We start from the raw sequence: 12,299 nt of genomic DNA, 5'->3' as shown, positions 1-12,299 counted from the left end.
ATTCAAATTAATGATCGATATTCCAACATGTAAACTTATTCCGAATTTTTAATCCAATTAAGCGGCTTTAAGTCATCTATAAATCGGATAGACCAATCGAAGCGCGCGACCTTTAATAGGAACCTTGCATAACCGCACGATTGAGGATCTACCCATGAGCCGTATGCGTGATATAAGCCAGTGGAAAGAGTATATCGAAAGTTGTTTAGACTTTCGCAGCGAGGAAGGCATCTATCGCATTGCCCGCGATATATTCACAGAGCCAGAACTTTTCGATCTGGAAATGGAACTGATTTTCGAAAAGAACTGGATTTATGCCTGCCACGAAAGCGAGATACTGAATAGACACGACTTCGTCACCATGAACGCAGGTCGTCAGCCGCTTATTATCACCCGTGATGGCGAGGGCAAGTTAAACGCCCTGATCAACGCATGTCAACACCGTGGCACTACCTTGACTCGCGTCGGCAAAGGCAATCAGTCTACTTTTACCTGCCCTTTCCATGCTTGGTGCTATAAGAGCGACGGCCGGCTTGTCAAAGTCAAGGCACCTGCTGAATATGGCGAAGACTTCGATAAAGCCACTCGTGGCTTGCAGAAAGCCCGTATCGAAAGTTACAAGGGCTTCGTCTTCGTCAGCCTTGACGTGAATGGCACAGACTCGCTTGAAGATTATTTGGGCGATGCGAAAGTATTCTTCGACATGATGGTCGCCCAATCGCCAACCGGCGAACTGGAAGTACTCCCGGGCAAATCCGCCTATACCTACGATGGTAATTGGAAACTGCAAAACGAGAATGGTCTTGATGGCTATCACGTAAGCACTGTCCACTATAACTACGTGTCGACCGTGCAACATCGTCAGCAAGTTAACGCTTCAAAGGGGCATAACGCCGGCGACTTCCTTGACTACAGCAAGCTGGGCGCAGGGGATGCTGAAACTGACGACGGCTGGTTCGCTTTCAACAACGGCCACAGCGTATTGTTCAGCGACATGCCAAACCCTGAAGTTCGCCCAGGGTACGCAACCATCATGCCGAGACTGGTGGAAGAATACGGCCAGGACAAAGCAGAGTGGATGATGCATCGCCTGCGCAATCTGAATGTCTATCCGAGTATGTTTTTCCTCGATCAGATCAGCTCACAGTTGAGGATCATCCGCCCGATTGCGTGGAACAAGACCGAAATCAACAGTTTTTGTCTTGGTGTGAAAGGCGAGTCCGATGCCGACCGCGAAAACCGAATCCGCCAATTCGAAGACTTCTTCAATGTGTCCGGCATGGGTACACCCGACGACCTCGTCGAGTTTCGTGAAGCCCAGCGTGGATTTCAGGCGCGTCTGGAGCGCTGGAGCGACATCTCCCGTGGACGCGACAAGTGGACAACAGGGCCGACGAAAAACACTGAGACCATCGGCATTTCTCCCGCAATGATCGGTGCTGAATTTACCCACGAAGGCCTGTACGTGAATCAACACGGCAACTGGCAGAAGTTTCTGCTCAACGGTCTGGCGCGCAAAACTGCAGATGCCCAAGCGTTGAAACTGAAGGAGGTATAATAAATGAACGTCGAACTTCAGTATCAAGTAGAGCAATTTCTCTACAAGAAAGCAGAACTTTGCGATAACCAGGATTGGGATGGGTACCTCGCTCTTTTCAGCGAAGACAGCGTGTTTCACTTGCCCCAATGGGATTCCGAGCACGTCTACACCACCGATCCCAAGCGCGAGATGTCGCTGATTTACTACCCTAACCGTGGTGGCCTGGAGGATCGGGTATTTCGAATTCGTACAGGAAAAGCGGCATCTGCGACGCCCCTGCCGCGGACCCTGCATCAAATAAACAATGTTCGAATTCACCCGTTGGAGGGAGGCGATCTTGAAGTGCGCGTTAACTGGCAGACCTTGTATTACCGCCAGTCCTTGTCCGACCACTTCTACGGGCGTGCTACCTACACACTGCGACCGCATGGCGATAGCTGGCTGATCTCCAAAAAGCACAGCGTGCTGCTCAATGACAAGATCAATTCAGTGTTGGATTTCTACCATATCTAAGTCCGAGAAAGGTTAAATCATGTACAACGTTGCGTTGAACTTCGCCGACGGTAAAACATTGTTTTGCCCCGTCCAGCCTAACGAAATTTTGTTGGATGCTGCACTCAGAAGTGGGATCAAAATCCCTATGGACTGCCGCGAAGGGGTTTGCGCGACCTGCCAAGGCCGTTGTGAGTCCGGAAGTTATACTCAGGAGTACGTAGACGAAGAGGCCCTCTCTGAACAGGATCTGGCAGATCGCAAGATTCTATCGTGCCAAACTAGGGTGTTATCCGACGCCTCCTTCTATTTTGACTTCGACTCGACACTGTGCGGAAGCTCTGGAACCTCAAAGCTGACAACGACTGTCACCCACGTCATTCAAGTATCTGATAGCACCGCAATATTGAAGGTCGAGTTGGCTTCCGGAACTGCTCCACTCAATTATTTGCCCGGCCAATATGCACGCCTGCACGTGCCGGATACCGATCACAGTCGCTCCTATTCGTTTGCCTGTGCGCCTGGAAGTCGAACACTCGAATTTCTGGTTCGTCTTCTACCCAGCGGGGTCATGACGGACTACATGCGCGAGCGTTGCAAACCAGGCGATATCATCCATATGGAAGCCCCATTGGGCGCCTTCTACCTTCGTCATATCGACCGTCCGGTTCTGATGGTCGCAGGCGGAACCGGGCTGTCCGCCTTCCTTGGCATGCTCGACCAACTGGCAGAGAAAGGCGGAGCTGGGTTCCCGATCCATCTCTTCTATGGTGTCAGGACAGAGCAGGACCTGTGCGAAATTCCGCGAATCGAAGCGTATAAATCTACGATTCAAGGCTTCGACTTCACACCGGTCCTCAGCAATGCGACTGACGATTGGCAGGGGAAAAAAGGTTTTGTTCCTGAACATCTCGCCCACTTCGAAACTTTAAATACCCCTTTTGACCTGTACATGTGCGGGCCTCCCCCAATGGTAGAGTCTGTAAAAAAATGGCATCTGGAAAAACAACGTACCTCTGCGCGGATGTATTTTGAAAAGTTTACGGAAAGTAATACCTGAGTCCCTCCAGGTAGCGCCACTCACGCGATGGCTATTTAAAGAAAGTGCATTGCCTGAATCATGAGTTTCACCGGACGCCCAGTTGACGTTTATTGACTGTTAGTTATGCACGCGGGTTATTTATGTCCAGCTTATCAGTAAAAATAGAAAGTATTGAGGCGCTTACTCCCCGCATCCGGCGGTTGGTATTAGTTGCCCAAGACGGCAGCCGGCTCCCCGAATTTACGCCAGGGGCCCATCTCGAACTGCATATCCCGGGTGATAGAAAGCAGAAACGCGCCTACTCGATCGTGAACGTGTCAGCCGGCGACCACTATGAGATTGCTGTGCAGTTGGATGACAAAAGCACAGGGGGATCCAAGTGGGTACATACACTTACCGAAGGTCAAATCATTGAGGTAGAACCACCCCGCAATCATTTTCCACTGGTCGACGAGGCCAAACACATACTGCTGATAGCCGGTGGAATCGGCATTACACCTATGCTTAGCATGGGTCGCGCACTGCAGGTATCCAAGCAAGCCTTCACCCTGCATTACGCCGGCCGCGACGCCGTCAATATGGCATATCTGGACGAAGTGCAGAGCCTGAGCAATAGCCAGTGCTGGATTAGCGGCGGAGACGCTAGCAAACGTTTCGCCGCATCCACTGTGTTAGCGAATCCCTCCCAAGGCACGCATCTGTATGTATGCGGCCCCATGGAAATGATCACCTCAGTCATACATGTCGCTCGGGAACTTGGTTGGCCGGAAGATCACATCCATTACGAACTGTTCACCGGTGCCCTTGAAGAAGATGGCGACCAGGCGTTTGAAGTGGAACTTCGCGCCAGTGGCGTCACGCTTGCAGTGAACGCAGGCCAGACCCTCTTGGATGTAATGATAGAGGCGGGCCTGGATCCGATGTTCGACTGCCGACGTGGTGATTGCGGTGTATGTGTAACGCAAGTGATCGAGGGCGAAGCCGAACACCGTGATATCTGCCTGTCTGACCGTGAGCGTTCCGGCGGAGCCTTCTGCATATGTGTTTCTCGAGCCAAAAATTCCAAGTTAGTACTTGACCTCTAATAAGTAAAGGAGCGAACAATGATTCCAACTAACGAACAAATTGCCGACTTGGTCCGGCCCGACAGCGTCCATAAAAGCGTGTACACCGACCCTGTTCTCTTTCAACTTGAAATGGAGCGAATTTATGGCCATGCGTGGATTTATGTAGGTCATGAAAGTCAAGTAAAGAACGCTGGCGATTATCACACCACTCGAATAGGTGACCAGGACGTCGTGATGGTTCGTTCACCTGACGGCAAAATAAACGTCCATTACAACCGCTGTCCTCACAAGGGGGCAAAGTTGGTGGCAGACGGTGACGGTAATATCGGAAAGTTCTTCCGCTGCCCCTACCACGCCTGGACATTTAAGTTGGACGGCGCTCACCTGTCAGCGCCGCTGAAGAGCGGTTTCGAGGGCACCTGCTATGACCCGAGACATCCGGATTTCTCCATGGCCAGCGTGGCACGGGTCGATAGCTACCGGGGCTTCGTATTCGCCAGCCAGGCGTCCTACGGCGAAGACCTGAAGACATTCCTTGGTGGCGTCGTCAGCTCCATCGACAACATGTGCGATAGGTCCCCTGTGGGTGAACTTGAAGTAGCGGGCGGTATTTTTCGCGTACAACAACGGTCCAATTGGAAAGTTTTCTACGAAAACCTCCACGACACCATGCACGCACGTGTCACCCACGAGTCATCGGTCGATGCCGCTCGGGAACAGGCCGAAGCCATCGGCGAGATGCCGTTCGAACTGCTGATCATGGATGGCAATGGCGAGCCCTATGACTTCTGGGAGAAGCTGGAACTGCGCGCCTACCATAATGGCCATGGTTACATGGAGGCGATCTTCGATCCGGATGCAGCCGAGAAGGACGAAGTTTCCCGCGCGCATTTTGAATGTTTGAGCCAAGCCTACGGGGCGGAACGGGCTCGTGAAATCATGGGCATGAACCGCCATAACACCGTGATTTACGGCAGCGGATCGCCTCATACCGTGTTCATGCAATTTCGGGTTATCCGCCCGGTTGCTGTCGATAAAACTATGGTGGAGATCCAGACCTTCCGCTGCAAAGGTGCCCCCGATGTGGTGTTCGATCGGGCGCTAACTTACGCCAACGTCATCAACTCCCCCTCTTCCAATGTAATGCCGGACGACGTTGAAGTGTACGCACGCTGCCAGGAGGGCAACATGACCCGAGGCGGCAACTGGATCAGCATGCACCGTTATGTCGGCACCGACACCCTTCTTGAAGACGGTGCAGTCTCTACCAATGGCACCAGCGAACTGCCCATGCGTAATCAGTTTGCAGCCTGGAAAAAGTTCATGACCGGAACAATTATCGCCAAGGAGAGCAATAATGTTGCTTGACCGCGCTTTCAACGTAAATACATCTGACCTTAAGCCTGCACTTGCCGAAGAAGCCACCCTTCGCTCGGTCGAGCAATTTCTTTTTAAGGAAGCTCGCCTGCTGGATACGTGGAAGTTTTGGGAATGGGACAAACTCTTCACCGATGACGGTATGTATTGGGTGCCACAGAAACACAACCAAGTGAACCCGTTTGATCACATTTCCCTGTTCTGGGAAAACCGCATGCTGCGCGAGACGCGTATTCGTCGCGTAGAGAATGCGCGTAACTGGTCGCAGCAACCACAAACTCAAACAGCACACCTGGTCGGGAATGTGTGCATCGAAGGTGTGGACGAGGACGATTGCCTGGTGGTCAGCGCCGTTTTCCAGGCTACGGAATGGCGTCTGGACCAACGTCAACTCGCCGGGCGTTACACATACAAACTTGCCCGCAATAAAGTGGATGGGTGGAAGATTAAGCTCAAACGTGTTGACCTGGTCAACTGCAATGATGTGTTTGCCAACCTGGAGGTATTTGTCTGATGGAGCGGCCCGTGGTTATCGCGCTCCACTATCAGAATGATGTCCTGCATCCGGAAGGACGTATCAAGGTAGGTATGGACGAAGATGGGGCCGTTCGCGCGAATCTGATTGCCTCTGCGACGGCACTACTTCGTAGCGCGCGAATAAACGGCTGGCCCATCCTCCATGCGCGTGTCGCGTATCGAGGTGATTACTCCGACTTGATTGCCAACGCGCCCATCTTGAAGAACGTAAAGAAGATAGGCGCCGTGATTGACGGTACATGGGGCGCCGAATTCCTCGATGCCTTGAGCCCCCATGAAAACGGCAGGGAATTCACCATTACCCACAAGCGGATCAATGCGTTTTACGGGACGCATGGGGAAGCACTTCTAAACATGCTTAACGCGCGGACACTGATCATTGCTGGGGTGGCAACTCATTCGGTGGTGGAAAGTACTGTAAGGCACGCCGTGGACTGCGGTTATCACGTAGTCGTCCCCGCAGACGCCTGCTCTGCCGCAGACCAGGAGGCACATCAAGCCTCGCTTAAAAGCATGAGCCTGATCGCTGAAATTACCAGCGTTGACCAATTATTCAAGGTGCAATCATGAGCCTGGAAGGAAAAGTCGCAATCATCACCGGCAGCACCCAGGGACTTGGTCTGGATATTGCCAAAGTCATGATAGCCCAAGGGGCGGAAGTTATGCTGGTTGGTCGCAACGCCAGTGCCGGAAGAGCATTATGCGTAGAGTTGGGTCCATTGGCTTCCTATACAGAGTGCGACGTGGAAAACGATGAAGATATTGATAAGTGCATTGACAATACAATCAATCAATTCGGGAGAATTGATATTCTAGTCAACAACGCATGTATCTACACTGATTTGGGCATTCAGTCTTCAAGGGAAGATTGGCACAAAAGCCTAAACGTCAACGTCATCTCTGCCGCCATCTTCGTACAAAAAATATCTCCGCTTCTAAAGCCTGGCAGCACGATAGTGAACATCACCAGCACGGGTGGAAAATTCGGTGCAGCAGGCCGTGCACTCTATCCTGCGTCTAAAGCCGCAATGCTGCAATTGACCAAGAATTTCGCCGTGAGCTTGGCACCCAAGGGCACTCGCGTGCTGAGCGTCTCGCCGGCGTGGACCTGGTCCCCAACCGTCGCCACTCTGACAAACAATGACATTGCCCTCGCCGACCGCGTCGGCGCTGACTTCCACCCTCTGGGTCGTATCGGGCGAGGCGAGGAAGTTGGCAATGTTGTCGCTTTTCTCTGCACATCCGGCGCCTCCTGGATGACCGGTGTGGATATACCTGTAGACGGCGGGTTTTCCATCCTGGGTCCGGACAGAGGTATATCGCCTCGCGTGTGGTTCCAGCGTCATTCCGATTCTGTATAGCTTGATCGAGAGGAACATAAAAATGGGCGAATTCATCAATATCCAGACTCTGGACAAAGCACAAACGTTTCGCGGTTATCTTGCCGTACCCGCCAGCGGAAAAGGCCCGGGACTCGTTCTCGGCCAGGAAATTTTTGGCGTCAACGCAAACATGCGTGCCGTGGCTGACCTCTATGCAGAAGAGGGATACGTGGTGCTTGTGCCCGACCTGTTCTGGCGAATGGAACGAGACGTCGACCTCGGTTACACGGAACAGGATTTTGCGAAAGCGATCGATCTTTTCCAGCGCATGGATTTGGATCTGGGTGTTCAGGATATTTCCGCAAGTTTTGCCAAACTCAAGACTCTGGATCAGGTTGAAGGCGATAACTTCGGTTTCGTCGGCTTCTGCATGGGCGGTAAGCTCGCGTATCTGACGGCGACACGCACCAAGGCTGCTTGCTCGGTCGGTTTCTATGGCATGGGCATCGAAAACTATCTCGACGAAGTGGATAACATCAAGGGTCGACTGGTTCTGCATTTTGCCGAAAACGACGCTTACTGCGATGCCCAGGCCCGCGCAAAAATCAGCTCAGCATTGAAAGGCAATAAGGGCTCGGAGATTTATGTCTATCCGAATGTCGACCACGCTTTTGCACGTGCAGGCAGTGACCACTTTGACAAACCCGCCGCCCTTATGGCCCACGAAAGAACCATCGCCGCGTTGAAGCGAGAGATTGGTCCAAACTTCAACCTTTCGGATTTGTGGGACGAGCATGTAAAGCATGAGTTCGATACTCGGGACGTTCCCGCAACGATGGCCACGATGGTCTTGGAGCCCTACGTCAACCACATCCCGACCATGACCGGTGGGGTTGGCAGCAAGCAGCTAAGCCGTTTTTATCAGCACCACTTTGTCCACGGAAACCCGCCGGACATGAAACTGATCCCCCTTTCCCGCACAGTGGGTGCGCTACAGATCGTCGATGAATTCATCATGTGCTTTACACACACGACGGAGATCGATTGGATGCTGCCGAACGTGGCGCCTACCGGAAAGTACGTCGAAATCCCCATGCTGGGTGTCGTCCGATTCAGGGGCGACAAGCTCTATCACGAGCATATTTACTGGGATCAGGCGAGTCTGCTTGTCCAGGTGGGTCTTCTTGATCCGACAGGTTTGCCTGTTGCAGGCGTGATCACTGCACATAAGCTGCTGGATGAGGCACTTCCTTCGAATACGCTGATGAATAATTGGAAGAATAGCGAAGCCTTGTAACGCGCCGCTGGGCAGCCCCGCGCAAGGGATGCCCAGTCCACGTTCAGTTCGATACTTCACAAGTAATTTTCTGCGCAAACTTGACCCATAGGTGTGCTGCAATGACCGACTTAGCCATAAAAGATCTGAAAATCTACCACCCTTATATCAACGGTAAATCCTGGCAGAGCGACGACCAGCCTGAACAGGTCGTGATTAACCCCTACACCCAAAAAGCTATTGCACGCGTGAAGCTTGCGACGGCAGCAGACATCGATAACGCGATCGCGTCAGCATTCGAGGCGCAAAAGACTTGGGGGAAAACTCTCGCCAAGGAGCGCGAGGCCATTCTCTGCCGTGCTGCGGACATCATCGAACGCCGCCGTGGCGACATTGCGAAGATCCTCATCGAGGAAGGTGGTAATGTGTTCGGCAAAGCCATGTTCGAATGCGACTACATGGTCAGCACATTCCGCATTGCGGCAGGACAGGCCCGCGATATCCGCGGCGAAACCATGCCTGCTGATAGTGCGGGTCGTATATCGATGTCTATCCGACAGCCCCTGGGTGTCATTGCAGGCGTTGGTCCATTCAACGCACCGCTGCTATTGAACGGGAAAAAGCTAGCACCTGCCTTGGCCGCCGGGAACGCGTTCATCATGAAGCCAGCCCCGCAAACCCCGCTGATTGGTTTGCTCTTCGCTGAAATTCTGGAGGAAGCTGGGGTCCCACCCGGAGTGTTCAGCGTGCTGCCCACCACCAATGAAGCGCTAGGGGACAAGTTCTTCTCCGACAAACGCGTGAAAATGGTGACCTTCACCGGTTCGGCGAAAGTCGGTCGGTACCTTTCCGAACTGGCGGGTAAGTTTCAGAAGCGCATCGTTCTGGAACTTGGCGGCAAGAGTCCCATCGTCATTCTCAACGATGCGAAGCTGGACTATGCAGTCAGCGCGGCTGCTTTCGGCATTTTCTTCAACCAGGGCCAGGTGTGCATGGCCAACTCCCGGATCATTGTCGAAGAAGGCATTTATGAGGCGTTTTGCACTGCGTTCGTTAAAAAAGTCCGCTCCATTCGCTGCGGGGACCCTGCGGACCCCACTACGATAGTGGGCCCACTGATAAGCGCCAACCAGTGCGAATTCATCCGTGGCCAGATCGACGACGCCATCGCAAAAGGTGCACGTCTACTAACGGGTGGCGAATACCAGGGTAACCTGTTCCAACCCGCCGTCCTGACCGACGTCACGCCGTCCATGAATGTCTATGACGAAGAGAGTTTCGGACCGCTGGTGTCTATCTACAAGGCCAGAGACTTCGAGCAGGCCATTGAGCTAGCGAACGATACCTCCTACGGTCTCTCTTCCGGTATCGTGACGAACGACCTTCAGAAGGCATTCGACTTCGCGCTTCGCATCGAAGCGGGCTCGGTGCACATCAATGACAACTCTTTCGACGATGATCCAAACGCTCCTTTCGGAGGGTTCAAGGATAGCGGCCACGGCAAGGAAAATGGTCGTTACTCCATTCACGATATGACCGAGCTTAAGTGGGTGACTTTACAACTGGGTGATCGTGCCTTCCCTATCTGATGAGATCGAGTAGGAGGCGGATTTACATCCGCCGTCCTCTCACACCACCGTACGTACTGGTCCGTATACGGCGGTTCAGGTTATGCGGTTAAGCCGTTTTATCGTATCCAGTATTGAGACCAGCCCCAGGCTGTCCCACAGCTTCTTCGGCAGCGCGTGATTCATATGTGACGCTCCCGAGTTCCACCATGGCCCGCGCCCGTTGAACGCTGATTTGCAGGCGCGTGCTTCGCTGATCCCCAGACGTATCAAGTTGCGCGCCCTCGTTGGGCGCTGCTTCCATTGACGCCAAATGACACAGCGAAGTTCACGGCGCATCCACCCATCCAACTCCTCAAGCGGGCGGTTGCTCTGGCTGAGCTTGAAGTAATCCGCCCAACCACGTAGCACCGGGTTAATCCGCTCAATGACGCTTGCCATCTTGTGGCCCCGCGCTCCGCGCAGCAGTTCTCTGAGCCGATCGCGCAAGCGATTTAGGCTCATCGTCGCTACTTTCAGCCTCGGCTGTTTATGCAGGCTCATCCTGTAACCCAAGTAATCACACGCCCACGGCCGTGCTACTCGGCTCTTTTCCTGATTCAACGTCAGTTTCAGGCGTTGACTCAGGAAGCGCTCAACCCTGACCAGCACTCGCTCGCCAGCACGACGACTGCGCACATAAATGTTGGCGTCGTCGGCATAGCGTACAAAGCGATGGCCCCGCCGTTCCAGCTCGCGGTCGAGTTCATTGAGCAGGATGTTCGACAGCAACGGTGAGAGCGGGCCGCCTTGCGGCGGGCCTTCCTGCCTTCGGCTGACGATCCCGCCCGACATCATTCCCGCTTCGAGATACCGGCGGATCAGTCTGAGCACACGTTTGTCTTCGATTTGACGCTCGATGTAGGCCATCAATACATCGTGGTTGACCCGATCAAAGAACTTCTCCAGATCGAGTTCCACGCACCAGCGGTGTCCCGCCGCCACATGGGCGCGGGCGGTTCCGATAGTTTGATGAGCGCTTCGGCCCGGACGAAAGCCGTAGCTGTGGTCCGAAAACAGAGGGTCGAAGATTGGCGTGAGCTGTTGCAGCAGCGCCTGCTGGATCAGGCGATCCACGACACTGGGGATACCCAGCTGCCTTGTGCCGCCTTTGGGTTTGGGGATGTCGACGGCGCGTACACCTTGCGGGTGATACTCGCCGGCCAGCAGCCGAGACTTGAGGATCGGCCAATACTGTTTCACGTAGCCCGCCAACTGGTCGACCGCCATGCCATCGGCACCCGGTGCGCCCTTGTTGCTGACCACGCGTTGATACGCACGCTTGAGGTTGGCGGGTGCAAGCACCCGCACCATCAGTGTGTCCGGCTCCGCGTTCGTCCACACCACAGACGCCGTCGATGTTTGCGCCCTGTCAGCCTTCATCCTCGGATACCGTCCAGGACCTGGGGTAACAGTTTTCTCTTGGAGAATATTCTGCGTTTCAACATTCGACGAGACTCTGACGCCTACTGGCGGCATAACCTGTTCGGCCCTTGGTGACGCGGTAATCCGCCACTTACTACGGCCTCAGCTGACTTCTGTGGGTTCATCCCGTCGCCTCTCGACGCTCGGTAGCACAGTGGCAAACCTACAGATCTCCCAGGGTAATTCGCGCGACCTTCCTGCTTATGCCTGTCGGATCTACGTCACAGCGCTCCGTGCAAGTATTGGGCTTTGAAGATATTGGCCTTCTTACCCCGCTGCGCCGCCTCTATCCGCTTCCTGTTCGTCAGGCCAGCATTTTGCCTCGGGCTTCCTTCAGATTCGCAGTCGCCCGCGACACCCTTGCCTCTGGCTAACACTTCCCCTTGCCGGGTGTGTAGAGGACTTTCACCTCCAAGTCACCAGCGTGGCCACCACAGCCAAGCTGGTTGCGCTTCGCGCAACGCGCCATGCCTGGCGCACCAATAATAATGGCCCCATCCTGTCGGATTGGGGCCATTGTATTAGTCCACACGGTCGCTAAGGAAATCCTGAAAAAGACTTCCTGATTTGGCAAAATCTCCGGACACCAATCGCCGAGCTTTTCAATGAAGCAA

At 53.8% G+C, this 12,299-nt stretch carries 12 protein-coding genes; 10 read left to right on the top strand and 2 right to left on the bottom strand.

The genetic code is table 11. The features are described from left to right. Positions 1 to 154: 154 nt before the first annotated feature. From antA to ACEN2T_RS20045, 10 genes are all read left to right on the top strand, one after another. Positions 155 to 1,558, top strand: a complete 1,404-nt coding sequence (gene antA / locus ACEN2T_RS20090) for an anthranilate 1,2-dioxygenase large subunit (RefSeq protein WP_442117364.1) — start codon at positions 155 to 157, stop codon at positions 1,556 to 1,558. Positions 1,559 to 1,561: 3 nt separating this feature from the next. After that, a complete protein-coding gene (antB, locus tag ACEN2T_RS20085) occupies positions 1,562 to 2,053 on the top strand; it encodes an anthranilate 1,2-dioxygenase small subunit (RefSeq protein ID WP_442117363.1) in 492 nt (163 codons plus the stop codon). A gap of 16 nt (positions 2,054 to 2,069) precedes the next feature. Then, positions 2,070 to 3,092, top strand: coding sequence for an anthranilate 1,2-dioxygenase electron transfer component AntC (antC, locus tag ACEN2T_RS20080; protein ID WP_442117449.1), 1,023 nt, complete (start codon positions 2,070 to 2,072; stop codon positions 3,090 to 3,092). Between the two features lie 122 nt (positions 3,093 to 3,214). Then, entirely contained in the window at positions 3,215 to 4,159 is a 945-nt protein-coding gene (locus ACEN2T_RS20075; protein ID WP_442117362.1) for a PDR/VanB family oxidoreductase, read from the top strand. A gap of 18 nt (positions 4,160 to 4,177) precedes the next feature. Next, positions 4,178 to 5,509: an aromatic ring-hydroxylating dioxygenase subunit alpha gene (locus tag ACEN2T_RS20070; RefSeq protein WP_442117361.1), complete on the top strand. Its 1,332-nt coding sequence runs from the start codon at positions 4,178 to 4,180 to the stop codon at positions 5,507 to 5,509. Further along, on the top strand, positions 5,499 to 6,032 hold the full coding sequence (locus ACEN2T_RS20065) for an aromatic-ring-hydroxylating dioxygenase subunit beta (RefSeq protein WP_442117360.1): 534 nt from the start codon (positions 5,499 to 5,501) through the stop codon (positions 6,030 to 6,032). The genes ACEN2T_RS20070 and ACEN2T_RS20065 overlap by 11 nt, the downstream gene beginning before the upstream one ends. An 11-nt stretch (positions 6,033 to 6,043) precedes the next feature. Beyond that, on the top strand, positions 6,044 to 6,625 hold the full coding sequence (locus ACEN2T_RS20060) for an isochorismatase family cysteine hydrolase (RefSeq protein WP_442117359.1): 582 nt from the start codon (positions 6,044 to 6,046) through the stop codon (positions 6,623 to 6,625). Then, positions 6,622 to 7,416: an SDR family oxidoreductase gene (locus tag ACEN2T_RS20055; protein ID WP_442117358.1), complete on the top strand. Its 795-nt coding sequence runs from the start codon at positions 6,622 to 6,624 to the stop codon at positions 7,414 to 7,416. The genes ACEN2T_RS20060 and ACEN2T_RS20055 overlap by 4 nt, the downstream gene beginning before the upstream one ends. 22 nt (positions 7,417 to 7,438) lie before the next feature. Continuing rightward, on the top strand, positions 7,439 to 8,674 hold the full coding sequence (locus ACEN2T_RS20050; RefSeq protein WP_442117357.1) for a dienelactone hydrolase family protein: 1,236 nt from the start codon (positions 7,439 to 7,441) through the stop codon (positions 8,672 to 8,674). Positions 8,675 to 8,775: 101 nt separating this feature from the next. Continuing rightward, positions 8,776 to 10,242, top strand: a complete 1,467-nt coding sequence (locus tag ACEN2T_RS20045) for an aldehyde dehydrogenase family protein (protein WP_442117356.1) — start codon at positions 8,776 to 8,778, stop codon at positions 10,240 to 10,242. Positions 10,243 to 10,317: 75 nt separating this feature from the next. On the opposite strand, the gene ltrA is transcribed toward ACEN2T_RS20045, so the two are convergent. Further along, positions 10,318 to 11,739, bottom strand: a complete 1,422-nt coding sequence (gene ltrA / locus ACEN2T_RS20040) for a group II intron reverse transcriptase/maturase (RefSeq protein ID WP_442117355.1) — start codon at positions 11,737 to 11,739, stop codon at positions 10,318 to 10,320. Positions 11,740 to 12,055: 316 nt separating this feature from the next. Next, positions 12,056 to 12,299 (bottom strand): hypothetical protein (locus tag ACEN2T_RS20035; RefSeq protein ID WP_442117354.1); only part of this gene is annotated, 244 nt, incomplete at its 5' end.

The organism is Pseudomonas sp. W22_MBD1_FP4 (assembly GCF_052113765.1).
GTDB lineage: Bacteria > Pseudomonadota > Gammaproteobacteria > Pseudomonadales > Pseudomonadaceae > Aquipseudomonas > Aquipseudomonas sivasensis.
The sequence above is the reverse complement of the archived record's forward strand: the minus strand, read 5'-3'. Positions and strand labels throughout refer to the sequence as shown.